Consider the following 20,685-nt stretch of genomic DNA (forward strand, 5'->3'; position numbering starts at 1 on the left):
AGGTGGAAAAGGGTGCCGCGGACGGCAACCGGGTGGGACGAATTGCCCGGCGGCGCCTTACGACAACAGCTCGCGGAAATAGGAATCGAGCAGGCGGTCCTGGGGATCGATCTCTTTCCGGCGGGCGGCGAATTGCTGGAGCCGCGTGCCGAAGGCCCGGCGCACCTGGTCGCGGGTCAGGAACGGCGTCTGGTTGAACAGCGGCACGCCCCGCCGCTCGCTACAGAAATCGTTATAGGCGAGCAGGAACTCCTCCCATTCGGGGCCGCCGGTGGAGGCCGGATCGATGCTCAAGGTCGGGCCCTCCCAGCTATAGGAGAACAGCGCCTCGCAATCGCGCACGATGGCGTAGCCGACGCTCGGCAGGTTGCAGCGATAGCCGGTGTGCTGCTCGTAGGCGATGCAGAAGTCGCAATATTCCTCGAGCGTGTCGAAGAAGCCGCCCTCGCGGAACGACCACATGCTGAAGAGATATTTGTTCTCGCCGGGATCGCGCGGGTAATTGATGATCTGCGCGTGCGGCCAGGTGCGGTCGGAGCGCACGAACCAAACCATCAACTGCCGCAGCAGATAGAAGAAGGCGTCCTCGGCCCGCGCCCGCCATTTCGGGTTCGAGATGTTCTTCTTCATCCAGAGGACCGTCGCCGGCGCGTATTTGCGCCAGAAGCGGTTGCGATAGGCCCAGCGGAGTCGCGACTTGGGCTCGACCTCGGGATTGTCCTTGCGCAGCTCGACGACGACGCGCTTCGCATAGGGGAAGATGTAATACATCACGGCGTAGCCGCGCGCCTTGTAGATGGGGAAGTATTTGCGGAAATTCTCCAGGCTCAGCGAGTAGTGGCGCACCGACAGCGCCGTGGTCTTCCGGACCTTGATGGTCACCTCGAAGATGATGCCGAACAGCCCGTAGCTCGAGCGGATGAGCTGCATCTCCTTCGGATTGTCGGCCTCGTTGATCTCGCGGATCTCGCCTTGCGGCGTCACCAGCCGCACGGCGGTGACATAGGAGCTCACCTGGCCGAAGCCGCCGGGGAAGGACGAGTCCTTGGTGGCGGCGCAGGCCATGGCGGCCATGGTCGTGTTGCCGATCTCGGTGGTGATGTAAGGCTGCAGGCCGCGCTCTTTCAGGGCGTAAGCGAGCGTCATGTGCGAGACGCCGGCCTCGACCGTCACCGTGTCGTCGGTGAAGTGCAGGATGCGATTCATGGCCTTCATGTCGACCATGGTGCCGTCGTCGCCGTTCATGCGGGCGGTGGAATGCATGGAGCCGGCCGGGCGCACGGGCGAGGGAAAGCGCACGTGGTCGACCATGATCTCGACCAGATCCTCGACGCTCTCCGGCGTTACCTTCACCTTCGGGTGATAGGTCCAGGTGCCGTCCCAGCTCTTGACGGTGACGTCCTGCTGGCTGTCCATGTCCTCCCCCCAAACTTCGTCGCGGCGCAAGACCATAACGGAATGTGCCGCCGAATCCAGGCTCCACGCATTTGAGCCGCAGGGCGCATTGAGCGGGCCCCAAGCCTCAAAGGATTTGACGCAGATCAATGAGGCGCGAGGAGGATCGTATGGGTTGAAGGGACCTGAGGGGAGTGCTTAGGTCTGCCGCTGTCATGGCCCAATCTTGGGCAAAATGTCACCGGCGCATGGTGCGCCAGAGCTTGTGAGGGGACGTGAAGCGTTTCTGTATCATCGGGGCCGGCGCCTGCGGCCTGGCCGTCGCCAAAACCTTTGCCGAGCGGGGAATTCCCTTCGATTGCTTCGAGGCGGAGGGCGACGTGGGGGGCATCTGGAACCCGGATAGCCCGCATGTGGTCTATGGTTCCACCCACCTCAATTCGTCCAAGAAGCTGTCGCGCTACCCCGATTTCAAGTTCCCGGACGAGATGCCGTACTATGTCAGCGCGGCCCAAGCCGAAGAGTATTTGCGCGCTTATGCCGCGGAATACGGAATCTACGATCGGATCACTTTCAACAGCCGGGTGACGTCGGCCGAGCGCACGGACCGGGGCTGGCGCATCGCCATCGAGGGTGAGGCGGAGCCGCGGATCTATGACGGGCTCGTGGTGGCCAACGGCCATCATTGGCAGGCGAAGATGCCGGACTACGCCGGCACGTTCGACGGGGAGATGCTGCACTCGCACGACGTGAAGTCGCGGGCGCAGCTCAAGGACAAGCGCGTGCTTGTGGTCGGCGCCGGCAACTCAGCCGTCGACATTCTGTCCGACGCCGCGCTCGACGGGAAGGCGGCGGTGCACTCCATGCGCCGGTCCTATTATTTCTTCCCGAAGATGCTGTTCGGCAAGCCGACCGACGCGGTGATCGACCGGTTGAGCCATTTGCCGCTGCCGCGCCGCTTCATGTACGGGCTCTACAAGCTCGGCATGCGCATTCTCGTGGGCGCGCATCGCCATTACGGCCTGGAGGCGCCGGACCACAATTTGTTCGAGGCGCATCCGACCGCCTGCACGACGTATCTCGATCACATCGTGCATGGGCGGATCGTCGCCAAGCCCGGCATCGAGCGGTTCGAGGGCAAGCGCGTCTATTTCGTCGACGACACGTTCGAAGACGTCGACATGGTGATCTGGGCCACGGGCTACAGCATCAGCTTCCCGTTCATGGACGATTCCTACATTCTCGACGAGAAGGGACGTTCCAAGCTGTTCATCCACACGTTCGACCGCGAGCACGACGACTTCTTCGTGTGCGGGCTGTTCGAGCCGGCGGAAGGCGGCGTGTGGCAGATCGCCGATTACCAGGCGCGGCTGATCGCGGCCTTCATCGTGGCCTGCGAGACGGATCAGAAGCGCGCGGACTGGTTCCGCAAGCTGCGCGCGCATGCCAATCCCGATATCGGTCACGGCATCAAGTGGCAGGACACGCCTTGGCACAAATTCGAGATACAGCACTTACGCTTCCGCCGCTACATGGCGCGGCTGCTCAAGAAGTTCGGGCCGTGCGCCGGCGAGGAGCAAGAGATGCGGACCATGGGCGAGAGCGCCGAGGACGCGGACGAGAAGCTCAAGCTCGCGTCGTGATCTGAGCGCGGCCGCAAAACGCCACAAAAAAACCCGGGGCTTTCACCCCGGGTCTTTTTTTGCCGAATCGCTCGATCGCGTTACGCGGTCGGCGTGAAGGACGGCGGCGTGGTCTTGGCCACAGCCTGCTCAACCGGCTTATAGGCGTCACGGCTGACGGTGGCGAACTTCTCGCCGATCTTCGTGCCTCGGCGACCCAATTGTCGAAGGCCGTCTTGGCATACTGCGACTGGATCTCGATCACGTGCTCGAGCGACTTGGCGCCGACGAGCTTCTCGAAAGTGCGGGTCGCTTCGGCGAATGCCTGCTTCGAATAGCCGGTGATCTGGGCGCCGATATCCTGGAAGCCGCGATTGAGCTCGCCATAAGAGCGGACCATCGCGTCGTAGTTGTCCTTGCCCAGCTTCTGAAATTCGTTGCTGGCCTTGCTGTAGTCGAACATCTCGGAACTCCTTTATCTCCGCGGGGTGTTTCACGGTGCAGCCTAGAGATATTGCAGTGCACAATAGATTTCAAGGGGAAATTGCTGCGCTGCACAAAAAAAGTTCCGGGGCCGCCTAAGGGGCTTTAGCCGCCGCTGCCTTCAGCGCGCGCCGCCTAGCAGCGGTTGCCGAGGGTAAAGATGCATTTCAGGCCCTTGCCGGTCTTCTTGACCACGGTGCCCGTGCCTTGGACGACGCCCTTGCCGGCCTGACCGGCCCCTTGAACGACGCCCTTGCCGACCTCTGCGGTGCCTTTCACGGCGCCTTTGACCGGCTCGACGGCCTGGGCCGACAGCGTCGCTGCGGCCAGGATGAGGCTTGCGAGAAGTGAAGTGCGGATCATCGGTCCCTCCCTCGTGTGGATGCGATTGTTGCGTGCCGTTGGCCGTTGCGGCCAGGGCGGAACACAAGATTAATAGTTGGGCCCTGGATTGGGTTCCAACAAGGCGCGCGGCCTCAATATCGATGGGCTTTCGTGCCGGCGAATGCATGAAACACGATTTGGATGTCGAATTGGCGAGCCGGCGCGCGCCGATCCCTTGCCGCTAAGGCTTGAGCAGACTCACTTGCGTCTTTAAACCCATTCTATGGCGCTGAGACGTGTGAGGCTTCTGGCCACGGCCGGACGCTGGACCATCCCCAATCTCAAGCAGTTCCAAGAGAGCCGGCAACCGGTGGTGTGGCTCTTGGCGCCGCTGATCGGATTGGCCACGGGCCTCGCGGCTATCGGCTTCCGTCTGGCGATCGGCGTCTTCCAGCTGCCTTGGCTGCACGACATGTCGGAGAACGTGGTCCAAGCCGCGCGGGCACAGCCTTGGTGGGTGATCGTGCTGGCGCCGGCCGCGGGCGGGCTTCTAGTCGGGCTGATGCTGCGCTATGTGCTCACCGCCAAGCGCACGGACGCGGTGCCTGACGTCATGGAGGCGCGGGTCAATGCCGGGCGGGGCTTGAACTTGCGTCAGGGCTGCTGAGCGCGCTGGCGAGCGCTGCTGTCGCTCGGCTCGGCGCCAGCGCCGGCCGCGAAGGCCCGATCGTCCATCTCGGCGCGACCATCGCCGCGGCGGCCTGCTCCCGGCTCAACCTGCCCAACGCCGCGCGGCGCACATTGCTCGCCTCGGGTGCCGCCGGCGCCGTGGCCGCGTCGTTCACGCGCCTATCGCCGGCGTGCTGTTCGCGCAAGAGGTGATCCTCAATCATTTCTCCATCCGCAGCTTCGTGCCGCTGGTGCTGTCCTCCGTGGTGGCGACGATCCTGTCGCAAGCCTGGTTCGGCAACGTCGCCGCGTTCGTCGTGCCGAGCTACAGCATCGCGTCCTATCTGGAAGTGCCGGCCTTCGTGCTGCTCGGCATCGTCGCCGCCGCGGTGGCGGTCATCTTCCAGCTCACGGTGCTCTCCACCGATTGGGTCGCCCGCAACATCAACATGCCACTGGTGGCGCGGCCCGCGGTGGGCGGCCTGCTGATCGGCGTCATCGCCATCTGGTTTCCGGAAGTGCTCGGCGTCGGTTACGACACCACCGATGCGGCGCTGAAAGACCAGCTCCCCATCCTCCTGATGGTGACGCTGATCTTCGCCAAGACCGGGGCGACGGCGATCGCGCTCGGCTCACGCTTCGGCGGTGGGGTGTTCTCGCCGGCGCTCTATCTCGGCGCCATGACGGGCGGCGCCTTCGGTCTCATCGCCGCCAGCGTGTTTCCCGAGATCGGCTCCAGCGAGGGCCTCTACGCCATTCTCGGCATGGGCGCGGTGACCGCGGCCGTGCTCGGCGCGCCGATCTCGACCACGGTGATGGTGTTCGAGCTCACCGGCGGCTTCGCGTTGAGCCTGGCGCTGATGCTGACGGTGGCGATCGCCAACGGCATCAGCCAGGCAATCCTCGGCCGGTCCTTCTTCCAGGCCCAACTCGAATCGCGCGGCATCGTGCTGCATGAGGGCCCGCACCGGACGGTGATGAAGGATATCCGTGTCGCCGACTTCATGCGGCCGCCGGCGGAAGGCGATCCGGTGGTGCTGCCCGAGGGCGAGCGCGAGCGCGCGTTGCAATCGGACGAGACGCTGGAAACGGCACTGCGCGCTTTCGATACCCTGGGCGCCGACCGGATGCCCGTGGTCGATCCCAAGGACAGAAGCCGGATCGTCGGCTGGGCGAGCCAAGCCCGGGCGCTGTCGTGGTTCAACAAGGCGCTGATCGACGCCAGCGTGGAAGAGCACCGCTAGGCCGGAGACTTCGCGGTCGCCTCAGGGCGCCACCTCGTTCTGCCGGTTGGACGGCGGGGCGGGATCGCCGGCGTCGTCACCCTGCCCGGGTTCGGGCGAGAAATATGTGTCGAGCTTGTCCGGCGTCCCGTCGAAGGCCGCGGCATCGGGCGGCGGCTCGCGCTTGACCGTGATGTTCGGCCAGATCTCCGCGTATTCGGCGTTGAGCGTCAGCCATTTGTCGAGACCGGGCTCCGTGTCGGCGAAGATCGCCTCGGCGGGACATTCCGGCTCGCACACGCCGCAATCGATGCATTCGTCCGGGTGGATGACGAGCATGTTCTTGCCCTCGTAGAAGCAGTCGACGGGACACACCTCCACGCAGTCCATGTATTTGCACTTGATGCAGTTGTCGGTGACGACGAAGGTCACGGCGCGCTCCTTGGGCAATCGTGCTCCGGCCGGTAGAACAGGGCGATCTGCAGGCTCGTGGCGATGCGCTTGGCCTTGTCCATGAAGGACGCGGTCAGGGCCGCGTCGAACAGCTCGCCGCATGTCTCGGCGAACAGCGAAAGCCAGCGCTCGAACAATTCCGGCGTGAGGCCCGCGAGACGGCGGTGCGCCGCCACCGGATTGCCGTGGTAGCGCCCCGAGGTCAGCATGATCGACGACCAGAAGTCGCGCATGGTGGCGAGATGCGGATCCCAGTCGGCGATGGCGCGGTCGAGACCGGCCCCAGCTCGTCGTCGGCGCGCACCTTGGCGTAGAAGCGGTCGACCAGGAGACGGATCGCCGGCTCGGTGGCCTCGGTCAGCTTGGAAGGCTCGGGCGGGCAACAGCCGCAACAGGTGCCGGCTTCCGCGCCCCCGGGCTTGGTTTGGACAGTGGATTCCATGAGGGCTCCGTACAAACATGGATATTTAATCCATCTATTCACGCCGCTTGCCAAAAAGCAATATATAAAATATATCTTTTGTGACCCGAGGAGGAGAGAGCCGTGCGGCTGACCGTCTATAGCGACTATGCGCTGCGCCTGCTCATGTATCTCGCGGTCAAGGATGACGGCCTCGCGACTATCGCCGAGATCGCCGAAAGCTACGGCATTTCCAAAAACCATTTGATGAAGGTGGCGCATGAGCTCGGCGTCGCCGGCTATGTGGAGACGGTGCGGGGCAGGGGCGGCGGCTTGCGGCTTGCGCGCCCACGCGAGGCGATCAGGCTCGGCGACGTGGTGCGGCAAACCGAGCCGGACATGATGCTCGTGCCGTGCTTCGCGCCGGGCGACGGGGATTGCGTGATCGAGCGGTGCTGCGTGCTGCGCAAGGCACTTCAGAAGGCGGGCGATGCGTTTCTCGGCGTGCTCGACGGCTACAGCCTGGCGGATCTGGCGCGGCCGCGCAGTTCCTTGCGCTCCCTGCTGGCCCTGCCGCCGGCAACGCCCGGGCGCTCGGCGCGTCCCGCCGCGTCCTAGCCCGTCTTCGCCTTTTTGGCGGCGCGGCGGAGCTGGCTGGCCACCGTCTTGGGGAACAGCGCATTCATCACGAACAACGCGCGGTAGATGGCGGGCTTGACCACGAAGGCCTTGTTCGCGGCCACGCCGTCGAAAATCGCCTTGGCGGCCTCCTCCGGCTTGAGGGTCGGCACCAGCCTGGGATCGGTCTTGGGCACGTTCTCCCGGCTGCCGGGATTATGCTGCCAATAGGGCGTCTCGACCGTGCCGAGCACGACCAGGGTGACGAACAGGCCGCGGGCTTCAGCTCGCTTTGCAGCGTCTCAGCCAGTCCCGCCAAGGCCCGCCGCGCGGCGATATAGGCGCTCGCGTTCGGCCAGGCGAGATAGGAGGCCGGCGAGGTGATGAAGGCGATATTGCCGGTCCCTCGCGCGATCATGGCCGGCGCGAAGGCGCGGGTGACGTTGAAGGCCGCGAGATACGGGACATCCATCATGGCCCGGGCGTCCTCAGGGGAGGTGTCGACGAGCGGCAGCCAGCGGCCGGCGCCGGCATTGTTGATCAGGATGTCGGGGGTGCCGTTCTCGGCCTCGACCCGGGCGGCCATGTCCTTGATGGCCTCCGAGGCGGACAGGTCGATGGGGTGCGCGGTGGCCGTGCCGCCGGCCTCGCGAATCGCATGGGCCACGCCGAACAGGCGCTCGGCGTTGCGGGCGAGCAGCAGCACATGGGCGCCGGCCGCCCCGTAACGCTTGGCCGTGGCCTCGCCGATACCGCTGGATGCCCCTGTCACCAGGACCAGTTTCGACGTCATTCCCCCGCCTTTCTGGCGTCTGCCGGCGTGGCCGGCGGCGTTTCGGGCCATGTTCGTGTCAAAATGACCCCGCACTGTGGCACAAAGGATACAGGGGTCGGCGGAACCCTTTGATGATGGCAGCAAGATGCTGGCAAGAGCGCGTGCCACCGCGATAATCTTACCACTCTGGCTCGGGTGAAGGAGACGTTTCCATGAGGTCGTATATGCGTGGGTTTGCGCTGGCACTGGCTGCGGCGGGGCTGTGCATGGTGCAAGGCGCGACAGCCCAGGCGGGCTGCGTCGGACTGTCCGGCACCGCCGACGGGTTCGATCGGCCGACGGCCGTCAGCCGGGCGCAGAACGCGCTGGCGACTGCCATCGCCGACTTCAAGGCGCAGAAGCGGCTCGGCGCCATCAGCGTCAGCGCCATGCGCGCGAAGCCTCAGCCTTATTGGCGGGACAGCGTCAGCTCGGAGCTCTACCAGAAGCCCGATGTGGTGACGTCCAAGTCCTACACGGTGTGCTGGTCCGGCGTGGTCTCGCCGTCGGTGTGCACCTCGGGCGCCAAGGTCTGCTGGTAGCCTAGACCTCGCTTTGATCGAAGAAGACGCGGGCGCCGGAGGCTTTGCTTTCCGGCGCCGTTTTTTTGCGCGCGCCTAGTGGGCCGGCACCAGCGACACTTCTTTCGGCCGCGTCATGAAGAACAGCACCGGCGTGATCGCCAGGGTGACGATGCCGATGAACCAGAACATGTCGTTGAAGGCGAGCATCTGCGCCTGGCGCGCGAGTTCTTGACCGATTAGCGGTCCGGATTCCGGCGAGAGCGGGTTCAGCCCGTGCTCCCACAGATAGGGCACGACGTTCTGGTTGTAGGGCGTGATGTGCGCGGTCAGCTCGGCGAAGTGGATATGCGCTTGCCGCACGAAGAGCGAGCTGACGATGGCGATGCCGGCTGAGCCGCCGATACCGCGCATCAGGGAATAGATGCCCGACGCCTCGTCGTATTTGCCGGATGCGACGCTGGCGAAAGCGACGGCCGTGAGCGGCACGAAGAACAGGCCGGTGCCGACGCCGGCGACCATGTTCGGCGTGGCGATGCCCCAATAGTCCACATAGAGATTGAAATGGGCCATCAGCAGCGTGCCGACCGCGGTGAGGACGAGGCCCGACGCCACGAGCCAGCGCGCGTCGAAGATGCGGATGAGCAGGCCGCCGGTGATTGCCAGCGTGATGGCGCTGACGATGCCGCGCGGAATGAACAAGGTGCCGGCAACGTCAGCCGGATAGCCGAGCAGCCGCTGGCTGAACAGCGGCATGAGCGCCATCACGCCGAACAGGCTGATGCCGTATAGGGTGATGGCGAGTGTGCCGGCGACGAAGTTGCGGTCCTTCAGCAGCGACAGGTCGATGATGTTGTCGGACTTGTTCCAGCCTCGCAGGAAGAAGGCGATGGTGGTGAACACGGTGATGATGGTGCCGACGACGATGACCTTGGAGTTGAACCAGTCGCGCATCTGACCCTGGTCGAGCACGAATTGCAGCGCGCCGACGGCGATCACGAGAAGCGCCATGCCGATCCAGTCGGTTCGGATGTCTTTGATGGCGCGCTGGGGCAGATAGCCCACCGAGAGCAGCAGCGCCACCGCGCCGATGGGGATGTTGATGTAGAACACCATCCGCCAGGAATAGGTCTCGGTCAGATAGCCGCCGAGCGCCGGGCCGATCACCGGCGCCACCATGATGCCGAGGCCGAAAATGGCAAGCGCCTGGCCGTGCTTCTCGCGTGGGAAGGCGTCGAGGAGGATGGCTTGGCTCAACGGCACGAGCGGGGCGCCGAACACGCCTTGGGCCAGGCGGAAGAAGACGATGCTCTCCAGATTCCAGGCCATGCCGCAAGCCACCGACGACAAGATGAAGCCGGTGATCGACAGCAGGAGCAGCCGTCTGCGCCCGAGCCAGTTGGAGAGATAGCCGGTGAGCGGCATCACTACGGCGGCGGCCACGATATAGGAGGTGAGCACCCAGGTGATCTGGTCGGGCGTCGCGCCGAAGGCTCCCAGCATATGGGGCATCGCCACGTTGACGATCGTGATGTCGAGGACTTCGAGGATCGCCGTCAGGACCACCGCGATGACGAGCGGGATCGGCGGGCGATCGAACTCGGGACGCGGCGGTGGCGGCGGTGGCGGCGGTTGGCGCCGCTTGGGGGGAGGCTTGCCGCCTCTGCCTTTGGTGCCTGCCTCCGTCCGGCGGCTCATTTCCCGCCTTCGGTGGTGTCGATGGTCACATCGGCGCTGGCGCCGACGCGCAACGGCTTATCGGGGTTAGGCGCGCTGGTGATCTTGATGCGTACTGGAAAGCGCTGGGTGACCTTGACCCAGTTGCCGGTCGCGTTCTCCGGCGGCAGCACGGAGAACATGGCGCCGGACCCGGCGCTGATGCTCTCGACGACGCCTCGAGGGTGACGCCGGAATACATGTCGAGGCTGATGGTGGCGGGCTGACCCGGCTTGATGCGGCCGAGGTCGGTCTCCTTGAAATTGGCATCGACCCACCAGGGACCGTCCTCGATGATGGAGAAGGCGGGCGTGCCGGCCTGGATGACGGCGCCCGGGCGCAGGCGGACATTGGACAGCCAGCCGCTGCCCGGCGCGGTGACGTGGGTCTTCACCCGATCGTTGGTCGCCTTGTCGAGCTGAGCGGAGGCGGCGCGGAGCTTCACGGTGGGGGTGGTTACCACCAGATCCTCGTCCTGGGCCTTGCTGAAGGCGGCCGCGGCGGCGTCATAGGCGTCCATGGCGTCGTGCCAGCCCTTCAGGCGTCGGTCACTTGGGACGAGGGCGGCTCGTCGGGCTTCTGCTGATCCTTGGCATCGCGATATTTGGCGATGGCGTCCCCGAGGGCGGCACGGGCCGTCTCGAGTTCGGCCGCGGCGGCCTTTAAATTGTCGGCGGCGGTGCCGGCGGCGTTGGCCGCGGCATCGAATTGAGCCCGGGCGTTGCGTAAGGCCGCCTCGTAGGGCGTCGGGTCGAGGTCGAACAGCGGATCGCCCATGGCGACCTTGTCGTCGTCCTGGACATAGACATGGGCCACGGCGCCGGAAATTTGCGGCGCCACGCGCACCACGTCGGTGCCGGTATAGGCGTTGTCGGTCGAGGGATAGAGCTCGGCATAGCGCCAATAGCCCAGCACGCCGATGACCGTGATCGTCAGCAGGACGAAGAGGGCGATCCAGCGGCCCTTGGCCGAAGCGGATTTGGCGGGCGTCTGCGCGGCAGTCGAAGCGTCCTGATTCACGTCTCTATCTACCTCGGTCGCAGCTAAGGGAAAGGGGTGGGGGAAGTCTCAACACCAGCAAATCAAGGTGAAGCACGGCAGAATAATGACGAGGCTTAAACCGCTTGGGCGCGGCCCGCAAGAAGTCCTTGGCTTTCAGCCCTGAAGCCAGTTTTCTGGCCGTCGCTAACCACGTGCGGCTCCAGCAAAAAGCGTGCTTCGACCATTAGAGCCGGCCAAATCCTTATCACGTTCCGTTTCATCTTGGCCTCCACCCGGTACGACTTGCGTTCCTGTTTGGAAGGGGCGCAGATTGGGGTTGGAGAGCGCTGGGCGAAGCTCAACAGCACGACGACACCGGCGCGGGGGGAGGGAAAATGAGCACATCGACCTATATCGCGCGGCTGATCGGCCCGCTGTTCCTGATCATGGGGCTCGGCATGGTGGTCGAAGGCGACACCGTGCGGGCGCTGTCGCAAGAGTTCCTGAGCAATCTGTCGCTGATCTATCTCGCCGGCATGCTGGCGCTGGTGGCGGGCTTGGCCATCGTCAACGCCCATAATCTCTGGGTGGCCGACTGGCGGGTCCTCATCACCCTGCTCGGCTGGCTGTCGATCGCCGGCGGCATCTTCCGGCTGCTGTTTCCCGGCAAGGTGCAAGCGCTCGGCACCGGACTGGTGGCCAGTCCGGCCGCCATGATCATGGGCGGGATCATCGTGCTGACGATGGGCGCGATCCTGTCCTTCGTCGGCTACGAGCATTTGTGGCAGAGGGATACGGCGAAAGCCCCGGCCAAAACTCCGGCCAAGAGCGCGGACAAGAGCGCGGACAAGACCGCAGCCAAGCCAGCGGCCAAGAGCGCCGGCGCGCGCAAGGCCGTGCGCAAGACGACGGCGTCGGCGCGTAAGACCGCCAGCCCGCGCAAGCGCTCGTGAGAAAAGCCCCGGCTGGGCCTTATCACCGCGCCCGCCCGGGTCTACATTGGATGTGTTCCGAGGGGAGCCCCTGGCAGGGGCTGAGAGTCCGTTGTCTCTTTTCGCGATTTTTCGCAAACGAGGCCGGTGCGGAGACCCTTCGAACCTGATCCGGGTTATGCCGGCGAAGGGACAGGAACTTCCTGAATTCCCAACGCTTGGTCATCTGGAACCAATCGGTGCGCCGTATGCGCCATGGAGGCCGAGACCATGAACATTCACGACAAGTCGCTTGGCGACAAAATCACGCCCGAGGTGACCACCGGGCCGCTTCAGGGCAGCCGGAAGATCTATTCGTCGCCGCAAGGCACGAGACGTTGCGCGTGCCGTTCCGCGCCATCGAGCTGTCGAATGGCACCCCGGCCTCAAGTAGCGAAGCGGTAGGCCATAAGACTGTCTTCCAGGTCTACGACACGAGCGGGCCCTATAGCGACGCCGACGCGAACATCGACGTGAAGCAGGGCCTCGCGCCGTTGCGCGCCCCGTGGATCGAAGTCCGCGGCGGCGTCGAAGCGTATGACGGCCGCGACGTGAAGCCCGAAGACAACGGCAATGTGGGCGCCACCCATCTCGCCCGCGCGTTCAAAGTGGAGCGCCGGCCGTTGCGCGGGCTCGTTGGCCAGCCTGTCACGCAGTTGGAGTTCGCCCGCGCCGGCATCGTCACGCAAGAGATGGTCTATGTCGCTCACCGCGAGAATGTCGGGCGCCAGCGCGCCGCAGACGAAGCGCAAGCGCGCCTCGACGACGCGAGAATTTCGGCGCCGAGATGCCCGCCTTCGTCACGCCGGAGTTCGTGCGGAGCGAGGTGGCGCGGGGACGGGCCATCATCCCGGCCAATATCAACCACCCCGAGTCCGAGCCGATGATCATCGGCCGCAACTTCCTCACCAAGATCAACGCCAATATCGGCAACTCCGCCGTGACGTCGTCGGTGGAAGAAGAAGTGGAGAAAATGGTGTGGGCGACACGCTGGGGCGCCGACACGGTCATGGATCTCTCCACGGGCCGCAACATTCATACGACCCGCGAGTGGATCATCCGCAATGCGGCGGTGCCCATCGGCACGGTGCCGATCTATCAGGCGTTGGAGAAGGTCGACGGCGATCCGGTCAAGCTCGATTGGGAGGTCTACAAGGACACGCTGATCGAGCAATGCGAGCAGGGCGTCGACTATTTCACCATCCATGCGGGCGTGCGGCTTGGCTATATCCACCTTACCGCGGACCGCGTCACCGGTATCGTCAGCCGCGGCGGCTCGATCATGGCCAAGTGGTGTCTGGCGCATCACCGCGAGAGCTTCCTCTACGAGCGCTTCGCCGACATTTGCGAGATCATGCGGAAATACGATGTGTCCTTCTCGCTGGGCGACGGATTGCGTCCAGGGTCCATTGCGGACGCGAATGATAGAGCACAGTTTGCCGAGCTTGAGACTCTCGGCGAGCTGACCAAGGTTGCCTGGGACCATGGCTGCCAGGTGATGATCGAAGGGCCGGGCCACGTGCCGCTCCACAAGATTAAGGTCAATGTGGACAAGCAGCTGAAAGAATGCGGCGAGGCGCCGTTCTACACGCTGGGTCCGCTCGTCACCGACATCGCCCCGGCCTACGACCACATCACGAGCGCGATCGGCGCCGCGATGATCGGCTGGTTCGGCACGGCGATGCTTTGCTACGTGACGCCGAAGGAGCATCTGGGGCTTCCCAACCGCGACGACGTGAAGACGGGCGTGATCACCTACAAGATCGCCGCGCATGCCGCCGATCTCGCCAAGGGGCACCCGATCGCGGTCGCGCGCGACAACGCGCTGTCGGAAGCGCGCTTTGGCTTCCGCTGGGAGGACCAGTTCAACCTGTCGCTCGATCCGGAAACCGCGCGGAGCTACCACGACGAGACGCTGCCGAAGGAGGCGCACAAGCTCGCGCATTTCTGCTCCATGTGCGGACCGAAATTCTGCTCCATGGAGATTACCCGCGAGGTGCGCGACTACGCGGCCAAGCTCAACGACAAGGACATGCTCTCAAGCCGCGAAGCGGTGGAGCAAGCCAAGAAGCAAGGCATGGCGGAGATGAGCGAGAAATTCCGCGCCATGGGCAGCGAGGTGTATGTGGCGGAGGAGTGAGCCTTGCACCGGACTTCCCGTGCTACCCATCCTCCCTTGGCAAACCCCAGGTTGCGGCGTCTCCCTACCTTACCCATAATCTGCCCCGGGGGCGGCTCTCGGCTCGAGGGCCGAGGCAGTTATGGTAGAGACCGACGCCCGCAAGTACCGGGCCTTCATCTCCTACAGCCACGCTGATACGAGCTGGGCCAAATGGCTGCACCGCCGGCTCGAAGGCTTCCGTATCGACAAGGACCTTCAGGGCCGCGAAACGCCGACAGGGTGCATCCCTCAAAGCCTTCGCCCCATCTTCCGCGACCGCGACGACTTTACGGCGGGTCACACGCTGACCGACCAGACGCTGGCCGCGCTGGATGCGTCCCATGCTCTCATCGTGATCTGCTCGCCCGCGGCGGCGAAGAGCCGCTACGTCACCGAGGAGATCCGCCTCTTCAAGTCGCGCCATCCCGACCGCCCAGTGATCCCCCTGATCGTGGACGGCAAACCGGGCGATGCCGATCTGGAATGCTTTCCGCCGTCGCTGAGGTTCAAGCTCGATGCAGATGGAGGGATTTCCGACGAGCCGCTCGAGGTGCTGGCGGCGGACGCGCGGGAGGAAGGCGACGGCAAGAACCTCGCCGTGGCCAAGGTGGTGGCCGGTCTCCTCGCCGTGTCCTCGGACGAGGTGTTCCGCCGCGCGAGCGCGAACGTCGCCGCCAGGGCCGAATTCGCAACGGCATCGCCGGGGCCATTGCCGCGCTTGTTCTCATCGGCAGCTTTTTCGGCTGGCAGGCTCAGCAAAGCCAGCAAAGGCTGAGCGAGATCGAGGCGCTGGTCGCCCGATACAGTTTCGTCGGCACCGCCGAAGCGGCCGTTCCCGGAGCCAAGCAGAGCCTGACCGATGCCATTACCTCGATCGCTGAAGGTGCTGCCCGCGATCCCCGCTACGCCAAGGCGCTCGACCTTCTGAAGGCGGGCAAGCCCGAGGAGGCCGAACCGCTTCTGGCGGCGGTCGCCGAGGACAAGAAAAAGGCGGCGGCAACGCAAAACAAGGCGGCGGCGGAGGCGTACCGAAACCTCGCGGCCATCGCGGCCATCTCAGAGACGCAAAAAGCGCGAACCTATTACGCCGAGGCCGCCGCACTCGATCCGGACAACGTCGAAGGCACTTATTACCACGGCTGGTTCCAGCTCCAGGCGGGATCTCTCAGCGATGCGGAAGCAGCCTTTCAGCGTATCGTTGGCAACGCCGAACAGGGAAACGAGATATGGCGTTTTTGGTCTCGCATTGGAATCGGCGATATCCATCAGGACCGCGGTGACCTGGCGGCGGCTTTGGACGAATACCGCGCCGCCAGCGAGATGGCCAAACCCATGGCCGAGGCGGATCCCGAATGGCAGCGCGGTCTCGCCATCGTCTATGGGGCGATCGGCGACATCCTGATGCGGCAGGGCCAGTTTGCCGATGCGCTGACCTACTACCGTGACAAGACCGAGATTGCTTACCGCATTGTCGAAGCCGACCAGGAGAGCGTGTTGGCCCAAAACGACCTTGCCGTGGCCGTTCTCCAGCTCGGAAAGGCGCTGGAGCTACAAGACAAGCGAGAGGAAGCGCTAAAGGCCTACCAGGCCAGCGTCGCCCTTTTTCAACGCTTGATCACAGTCGACCCCGAGAATGTCCATTGGCAACAAAGCCTCTCCGCGCCTCCAGCACCGTCGGCGACACGATGGCGATGCTGGGCAGGCTCGACGATGCGATGCTCGCCTACCGGCTTGACCTCGTCATCTCCGAACGTTTGGCCGAGGCCGACCCCGACAATGCCAAGCTCCGGCATAGTCTTTATGTGTCACGCCAGAAAATTGGCGAGTTGCGCATGCGGCAAGGCGATCTCGACGAGGCGCTAACCGCATTCCGAGAGGGCTTGGCTGTCGCCGAAAACTTGGCGGAAGCCGATCCGCACAACGCGGATTGGCAACGGTCGCTTTCCGACTCATTCAACTCCATAGGCGAAGCCTTGATGGCGCAAGGCAAGCTCGGCGATGCTCTCGAATATTTCCACAAGGGATTGGCCGTCTCGGATCGCTTGGCCGAGGCGCATCCAAACCATCCGGACGCGCAAGCTGGTCTGGCAACCAGCCATGCCAATATCGGGCTGGTCTTGATGCTGCGCGGTGAAGCAGCAAGCGCTCGACAGTCACTCCGGGAGGCGCGCCTGGTCGTCGTGCGGCTGAAGGACCAAGGGACCGATGTCACTTCCATCCTCGAGTTGTACGAAGCCGCTTTGAGCAAGCTCGAGGCGGTCGCCATGTCTCTCGAAGAGAAGGACGCGGGGGCCGCGGGCGATGCCTTGCAGCAGGCACGCGATCTCTTTGCGAAAATCAAGGAGCTGTCTCCCGGCGACGACGCGTTTCTCGCTCGGCTCGACGCCGCGATCGTGAATTTGCGGAAGACGATTGCCGCGGAACCGGATGTGGCAGATCCAACCCCGTCCGCCGATTAGCACCTGTCAGTAGCACCGTCAGGCGCTGGCTTTCCGCGGGAAGCGCATATGGCCGATGGTCTGTCTCTCGGATATTGTTGCAAGCGCTCTCGGTCGGTCAGGCGCGCCGGCCCGATGTCACGGGGGTTGGCTTTCGGGATGACGTTCAAACTGCTCGATAAGATCGATGTCGCGGATGGCGCCACGACGCGGCGCATTGCGCTCTATGAGGGCGACTTGACCGCGCTGCCTCCGGAACAGCGCGCCGACATCTTGATCGTCTCGGCCTTTCCCGACGACTACTCGCCCAAGACCACGACCCTGATCGGCGCTTTGCAGGGGCGCGGGCTCTCGGTCGCGGAGCTCGCCGCGAACAAGCTGTACGACTTGCGGGCCACGAGCGCGTTCTGGCTGTCTCGCCCGCTCGGGCCCGCCTTCGACGGCATGAATATCGGACAGGTCGCCTGCTTCGAAACGCATGAGCTCGGCGCGCCGCCGGCGGTCGTCGGCGATCTGTTTCGCGGCCTGTTTCCCTTTCTCGACGATCGCAAGAGCCAGACCGTGGCGATGCCGGTCTTGGCAACGGGAAATCAAGGCTGGCCTCCCGACGTCATGCTGCGGTCCATCTTGGATGCGGCGTCGAACTGGCTGGCGCGGGGCCTCGCCATCAGCGAGCTGAAAATCGTCGAGTCCCGGCCCGATCGTGCCGCGGAGCTGGCGGCGGCGATGGCGGACTTCAAGGCCAAGAGCGCCGCCAATGTGGTCCAGGAGCCTGAGGCGGCCTCCTTCGATGTGTTCCTCAGCTTCGCCAAGGCCGACGCCGAGGCGGCGGACTGTGCGAAGGCCGCGCTGCAAACCCGGGCCGATGCCAAGCGAGTCTTCGATTACCGCATTGCCATCGACAAGGGCAAAAGCTGGCAGGAAGAACTGGACCGCGCCATCAGCTCGTCGCGCTCCGTGGTGACCATTCTCAGTCCGAATTATTTCGCGTCGCCGGAGTGCGCGAAGAGCTGATGCAGGCGAGGCTGCGGAACAAGCGCGCCGACCGCCCGGTGCTGTTCCCGATATATTGGCGCGATTGGGGCCGGGAACTCGATCTTTGGCTGCAGCTCGTGAATTACGCGGATTGCCGGGAGAGAGACTATCAGTCGTTGACGTCGACACTGAACACGCTGGCCCTCGACTAGTTGCTCACGAGGCAGAGGCCGCCCGCTCAGAACACAAGCCAAAACAGCCAGCACGCGAGCGCGAAGAGACCAGCGAGAATCGCCAAAGCCGCGCCCAGAACAGACATGCTGATGGCGAGACCGATCGCTGCATAGAGCAAATAGACGATCACGCGCTTCGCGGTGATGAGCGGATTGGAGAACGTGTTGTGCCGGTCGACGAAGAGGCCGATGCCGTACAGGATGGCGACCCAACCCAAGGCGACGAAATAGCCGTTATAGGCATCGCCCGGCTTGTCGCCCCACACCCAGAACATCACGCCGAGCGCGCCGGACGCAAGGCTCGCGAGAATGTTGACCCAAACGCCGGCGTTCGACGCCGGTTCATCGGCCGGTTCTTGCAGTTTCGTTTGAAGGTCGTAGAGGCCACGCTTGTATGAATCGCAGAGCACGTGATGCGCTTCGTTCAATCGCTTGAACGCCTCGGCATCACCCCCCGGCAGGTCCGGATGAAGTTCCTTGGCGCGCTGGCGGTAGGCGTTGGAAATCTCCGCAGCGCCGGCGCCTTTGGCAACGCCCAAGACCTCGTAATATGTTTGCGGCATGGTCGGTGAACCGGAAGACCCTCGCAAAACAGCATAGCGATCGACGGCCGGGCTGTCAGGATCGGCGCGAGCGATTCCGGTCGCGTCCGTCATCCCCGCCCGGGGAATGCCTCTACGACGCGGCTACCCCAGGATGCGCGCCGCGCATTGCTCGGCGAAATAGGGGGGCCATGGTGAGCTTCCCCGGATCGATGGGGCGGAGAAGAGGATACGAGGAGGGGCGGCTTTAGTCCGCGCGGGGCTTCAGCCAATAGCCGAAGGCGGCGCTGGCGATCATCGGGAACAGGCCGAGGCTCCGGGCCGCCTTGTCCAGCCTGAGCTTGCTGATCATGAAGCCGACCCCGGCGGCGACGGCAACGGCAGCCAAGGGATTGCGCAGGGTGCTGGCTTCGATCTGAGACAAGGTCTCGGCGACGAAGGGCTCCGCGCCGTGGCGGCTGGCGCCGGCTCGCGGGGCATTGGGGCGTTGGGTGGCCGTCGTCATGGAAGGTCCTCACGAACATCAGCTGGCGTTATCGAAACAACGCTGCTCGTGCCCTTGCGTTCCCTGAACGGGGGCGGACTAGGACGACTGCGGCTTCGTCTTGAGCCAGGGCACGCGGCGTTTCCCGGCGATGATCTCCCAGGCCACGTTGATCTGCTTCAGCCGGCGCTCGCGCAAGAGCCGGTCTTCCTCGTCGATCGCATGGTCGGGATGGAGCGCGCGGCGGAGCCGCGTGACGGTGCTCTTGATCGTCTCGCGGCCGGCGCGGGGATCGACGCCGAGAACATCGAGCGCTTCCCTCTTGGTGGACGGCAGCCAGTCCTCGTCCCACAGGCGCATGCCCGAGCCGGCTTTGCCGCCGGTCAGACGGGCCGCGGCTTCCTTCCATTCGGAAACGATCGAGCGGCGAAGGGCGGGCAGTCCCGCCGGTGCGCGCAATCTCAGGACCTGCATCGGCATAGGCAGGGCCAGCATGCCGCGCCGCCGCAGAAGAAGGATGGCGGACAAAGCGAGGAGGGCGGTGAGCGTCAAGGCGAAGACCATACCGGCGTCACGCCACAGCGAGCCGGAGCTGTCCGGCTTCGGCAGCGATCCGGTGACGTCGCCGCTGCCGGGCTCGATCTCGATTTGCAGGGCGCGCTGCTCGGCCACCTTCGCGGGCTTCGGCTTGGCCCCGGTCTTGGCGATGGAGTCCGCCTTGCCGGCAGCCTCGGCCTTGCGGGACGGCGACGGCTTCGCCGCGACGGGCGCGGGGGCCGGTTCGACCTTGGCGACCTCAACGGGCGCGGCAGGCTTCTTGGGCGGCAGGGGGATGGGCGCGGCCGCTTCCTCCGTTCGCTCGAACCGCGCGACCTTCATGGGATTTGGCGCGAAGCCGGGCGGGAAGGCGATGCGCCCGCCGGGACCGGGCCGGTAGGGGGCCGCGGCGCGTTCGGGCGGATAGCCGGGGTCGTCGTGGGCGCCGGGATAGGGGTTCCCGCCGCTCTCCGCCAGGATTGGTGCGAGCGCGGCGACGACCGATTGCCAGCTCGTCCGCACGCCGCCGCAATCGAGATCGAAGCGATAGACGGACCAGTTGTGGCACTTCCGCGGGTCGTAAGGGGAGCAGGTGGTCATCAGCTGATGCTCCCGGCGGCCGTAGATCTGGTAGGTCTGCGGCGCGCTCGGCGCGAGCGAGACATGGCCGCCGGCGGCACGGCAGGCGAAGGGCATCACGAACTGGTCGGCCATGGCCGGGCCTGTCGCTGCCGGGCCAATCAGTGCGGCGCCAAAAGCCAAGCCGCAGAGAAGCCTTGTGAGGGTTGCGCGCAAAATCAAAATCCCCGACCGGGTGTGTTCCGGAGACCGACTTTTTCCGAGAAAACCGTGGCGGTCCTGTGATCGACGGGCCGAAAACGGCCTAAAAGGTCCCCGAATCCCGGCGCCAATGCTGCGCGCAAAACGTTTCCCGGAGCTAAAGAGCCCGAGTCCGCCGGGCGGGCCGTTCCGCCTCACTTATCCCCGCCCCCAAAACCTGCCGTAGAATGGCTTCACCTCGTCCAATGAAGGGGCGCTTTCGCGAGGCGTCGTGACGGTGGGACGGGGTGCGGCGCCCGAGGACGGCGCGGGACAGATGGGCTCATCGCGGACGGACATACCCGC

At 64.8% G+C, this 20,685-nt stretch carries 23 protein-coding genes, 2 pseudogenes and 1 riboswitch; of the genes and pseudogenes, 12 read left to right on the top strand and 13 right to left on the bottom strand.

Going from position 1 to position 20,685, the window contains the following annotated elements:
* Positions 1 to 57 precede the first annotated feature (57 nt).
* A complete protein-coding gene (locus tag AUC69_RS11400; RefSeq protein WP_069442288.1) occupies positions 58 to 1,416 on the bottom strand; it encodes an FAD-binding protein in 1,359 nt (452 codons plus the stop codon).
* A gap of 254 nt (positions 1,417 to 1,670) precedes the next feature.
* Here AUC69_RS11400 and AUC69_RS11405 point away from each other — a divergent pair, with 254 nt between their 5' ends.
* A complete protein-coding gene (locus AUC69_RS11405; RefSeq protein ID WP_069442257.1) occupies positions 1,671 to 3,038 on the top strand; it encodes a flavin-containing monooxygenase in 1,368 nt (455 codons plus the stop codon).
* Here the strand turns inward: AUC69_RS11405 and AUC69_RS11410 are convergent.
* Both AUC69_RS11410 and AUC69_RS11415 read right to left on the bottom strand, forming a co-directional pair.
* Positions 3,022 to 3,480 (bottom strand): phasin family protein, encoded by a 459-nt coding sequence (locus AUC69_RS11410; RefSeq protein ID WP_083239368.1) that lies wholly within the window; start codon positions 3,478 to 3,480, stop codon positions 3,022 to 3,024. The genes AUC69_RS11405 and AUC69_RS11410 overlap by 17 nt on opposite strands.
* A 155-nt stretch (positions 3,481 to 3,635) precedes the next feature.
* Positions 3,636 to 3,863 carry a hypothetical protein gene (locus AUC69_RS11415; RefSeq protein WP_069442258.1) on the bottom strand — a complete coding sequence of 76 codons (228 nt, stop codon included), beginning with the start codon at positions 3,861 to 3,863 and terminating at the stop codon, positions 3,636 to 3,638.
* A gap of 259 nt (positions 3,864 to 4,122) precedes the next feature.
* Between AUC69_RS11415 and AUC69_RS19400 the strand changes: the two genes are divergently transcribed.
* Positions 4,123 to 4,491 carry a hypothetical protein gene (locus tag AUC69_RS19400; RefSeq protein ID WP_342018579.1) on the top strand — a complete coding sequence of 123 codons (369 nt, stop codon included), beginning with the start codon at positions 4,123 to 4,125 and terminating at the stop codon, positions 4,489 to 4,491.
* A gap of 5 nt (positions 4,492 to 4,496) precedes the next feature.
* A pseudogene (locus tag AUC69_RS11420) lies at positions 4,497 to 5,737 on the top strand (chloride channel protein).
* A 21-nt stretch (positions 5,738 to 5,758) separates the two neighbouring features.
* On the opposite strand, the gene fdxA reads toward AUC69_RS11420, so the two are convergent.
* From fdxA to AUC69_RS18615, 3 genes are read right to left on the bottom strand one after another with little or no spacing between them, the layout of a single operon-like run.
* On the bottom strand, positions 5,759 to 6,148 hold the full coding sequence (fdxA, locus tag AUC69_RS11425; protein WP_069442289.1) for a ferredoxin FdxA: 390 nt from the start codon (positions 6,146 to 6,148) through the stop codon (positions 5,759 to 5,761).
* On the bottom strand, positions 6,145 to 6,402 hold the full coding sequence (locus AUC69_RS11430; protein WP_244500222.1) for a group III truncated hemoglobin: 258 nt from the start codon (positions 6,400 to 6,402) through the stop codon (positions 6,145 to 6,147). The genes fdxA and AUC69_RS11430 overlap by 4 nt, the downstream gene beginning before the upstream one ends.
* On the bottom strand, positions 6,372 to 6,611 hold the full coding sequence (locus AUC69_RS18615; protein WP_244500223.1) for a globin family protein: 240 nt from the start codon (positions 6,609 to 6,611) through the stop codon (positions 6,372 to 6,374). The genes AUC69_RS11430 and AUC69_RS18615 overlap by 31 nt, the downstream gene beginning before the upstream one ends.
* A gap of 102 nt (positions 6,612 to 6,713) precedes the next feature.
* Here AUC69_RS18615 and AUC69_RS11435 point away from each other — a divergent pair, with 102 nt between their 5' ends.
* On the top strand, positions 6,714 to 7,187 hold the full coding sequence (locus AUC69_RS11435) for an RrF2 family transcriptional regulator (RefSeq protein ID WP_069442259.1): 474 nt from the start codon (positions 6,714 to 6,716) through the stop codon (positions 7,185 to 7,187).
* A 67-nt stretch (positions 7,188 to 7,254) separates the two neighbouring features.
* Here the strand turns inward: AUC69_RS11435 and AUC69_RS16445 are convergent, their stop codons facing one another.
* The gene (locus AUC69_RS16445; RefSeq protein ID WP_158008097.1) at positions 7,255 to 7,980 is read right to left on the bottom strand and encodes an SDR family NAD(P)-dependent oxidoreductase; all 726 of its coding nucleotides are present in this window, start codon (positions 7,978 to 7,980) and stop codon (positions 7,255 to 7,257) included.
* 194 nt (positions 7,981 to 8,174) lie between these two features.
* On the opposite strand from AUC69_RS16445, the gene AUC69_RS11450 reads away from it, so the two are divergent.
* Complete coding sequence (locus AUC69_RS11450; protein WP_141700754.1) at positions 8,175 to 8,543, top strand: hypothetical protein; 369 nt, start codon at positions 8,175 to 8,177, stop codon at positions 8,541 to 8,543.
* 75 nt (positions 8,544 to 8,618) lie between these two features.
* Here the strand turns inward: AUC69_RS11450 and AUC69_RS11455 are convergent, their stop codons facing one another.
* The 3 genes from AUC69_RS11455 to AUC69_RS16455 are packed head-to-tail and all read right to left on the bottom strand — an operon-like array spanning position 8,619 to position 11,258.
* Positions 8,619 to 10,220 (bottom strand): DHA2 family efflux MFS transporter permease subunit, encoded by a 1,602-nt coding sequence (locus AUC69_RS11455; RefSeq protein ID WP_083239370.1) that lies wholly within the window; start codon positions 10,218 to 10,220, stop codon positions 8,619 to 8,621.
* Between the two features lie 25 nt (positions 10,221 to 10,245).
* Positions 10,246 to 10,758 carry an HlyD family secretion protein gene (locus tag AUC69_RS16450; protein ID WP_083239371.1) on the bottom strand — a complete coding sequence of 171 codons (513 nt, stop codon included), beginning with the start codon at positions 10,756 to 10,758 and terminating at the stop codon, positions 10,246 to 10,248.
* Between the two features lie 17 nt (positions 10,759 to 10,775).
* Positions 10,776 to 11,258 (bottom strand): HlyD family secretion protein, encoded by a 483-nt coding sequence (locus tag AUC69_RS16455; protein ID WP_083239372.1) that lies wholly within the window; start codon positions 11,256 to 11,258, stop codon positions 10,776 to 10,778.
* Between the two features lie 356 nt (positions 11,259 to 11,614).
* Here AUC69_RS16455 and AUC69_RS11470 point away from each other — a divergent pair, with 356 nt between their 5' ends.
* From AUC69_RS11470 to AUC69_RS17510, 7 genes and pseudogenes are all read left to right on the top strand, one after another.
* Positions 11,615 to 12,172, top strand: coding sequence for a hypothetical protein (locus AUC69_RS11470; RefSeq protein WP_069442264.1), 558 nt, complete (start codon positions 11,615 to 11,617; stop codon positions 12,170 to 12,172).
* Between the two features lie 50 nt (positions 12,173 to 12,222).
* A riboswitch (TPP riboswitch) is annotated at positions 12,223 to 12,361 on the top strand.
* 60 nt (positions 12,362 to 12,421) lie between these two features.
* A pseudogene (gene thiC, locus AUC69_RS11475) lies at positions 12,422 to 14,330 on the top strand (phosphomethylpyrimidine synthase ThiC).
* Positions 14,331 to 14,451: 121 nt separating this feature from the next.
* Positions 14,452 to 15,126 carry a toll/interleukin-1 receptor domain-containing protein gene (locus tag AUC69_RS18620; RefSeq protein ID WP_069442265.1) on the top strand — a complete coding sequence of 225 codons (675 nt, stop codon included), beginning with the start codon at positions 14,452 to 14,454 and terminating at the stop codon, positions 15,124 to 15,126.
* A 278-nt stretch (positions 15,127 to 15,404) separates the two neighbouring features.
* The gene (locus tag AUC69_RS18625; protein WP_244500226.1) at positions 15,405 to 16,214 is read left to right on the top strand and encodes a tetratricopeptide repeat protein; all 810 of its coding nucleotides are present in this window, start codon (positions 15,405 to 15,407) and stop codon (positions 16,212 to 16,214) included.
* Entirely contained in the window at positions 16,184 to 16,810 is a 627-nt protein-coding gene (locus tag AUC69_RS11490) for a tetratricopeptide repeat protein (RefSeq protein WP_158008098.1), read from the top strand. Before AUC69_RS18625 ends, AUC69_RS11490 begins: the two co-directional genes overlap by 31 nt.
* Before the next feature lie 138 nt (positions 16,811 to 16,948).
* Positions 16,949 to 17,803 (top strand): TIR domain-containing protein, encoded by an 855-nt coding sequence (locus AUC69_RS11495; protein ID WP_069442268.1) that lies wholly within the window; start codon positions 16,949 to 16,951, stop codon positions 17,801 to 17,803.
* Positions 17,803 to 17,976 (top strand): hypothetical protein, encoded by a 174-nt coding sequence (locus AUC69_RS17510; RefSeq protein ID WP_158008099.1) that lies wholly within the window; start codon positions 17,803 to 17,805, stop codon positions 17,974 to 17,976. The genes AUC69_RS11495 and AUC69_RS17510 overlap by 1 nt, the downstream gene beginning before the upstream one ends.
* Before the next feature lie 26 nt (positions 17,977 to 18,002).
* On the opposite strand, the gene AUC69_RS11505 is transcribed toward AUC69_RS17510, so the two are convergent.
* The 3 genes from AUC69_RS11505 to AUC69_RS11515 form a co-directional block, all read right to left on the bottom strand.
* Positions 18,003 to 18,560, bottom strand: a complete 558-nt coding sequence (locus AUC69_RS11505) for a J domain-containing protein (protein WP_069442270.1) — start codon at positions 18,558 to 18,560, stop codon at positions 18,003 to 18,005.
* A 226-nt stretch (positions 18,561 to 18,786) separates the two neighbouring features.
* Positions 18,787 to 19,044 carry a hypothetical protein gene (locus AUC69_RS11510; RefSeq protein WP_069442271.1) on the bottom strand — a complete coding sequence of 86 codons (258 nt, stop codon included), beginning with the start codon at positions 19,042 to 19,044 and terminating at the stop codon, positions 18,787 to 18,789.
* Positions 19,045 to 19,122: 78 nt separating this feature from the next.
* Positions 19,123 to 20,274, bottom strand: coding sequence for a J domain-containing protein (locus tag AUC69_RS11515; protein ID WP_069442272.1), 1,152 nt, complete (start codon positions 20,272 to 20,274; stop codon positions 19,123 to 19,125).
* Positions 20,275 to 20,685 lie beyond the last annotated feature (411 nt).

Origin of the sequence: Methyloceanibacter superfactus, assembly GCF_001723305.1 — a bacterium.
Lineage (GTDB): Bacteria > Pseudomonadota > Alphaproteobacteria > Rhizobiales > Methyloligellaceae > Methyloceanibacter > Methyloceanibacter superfactus.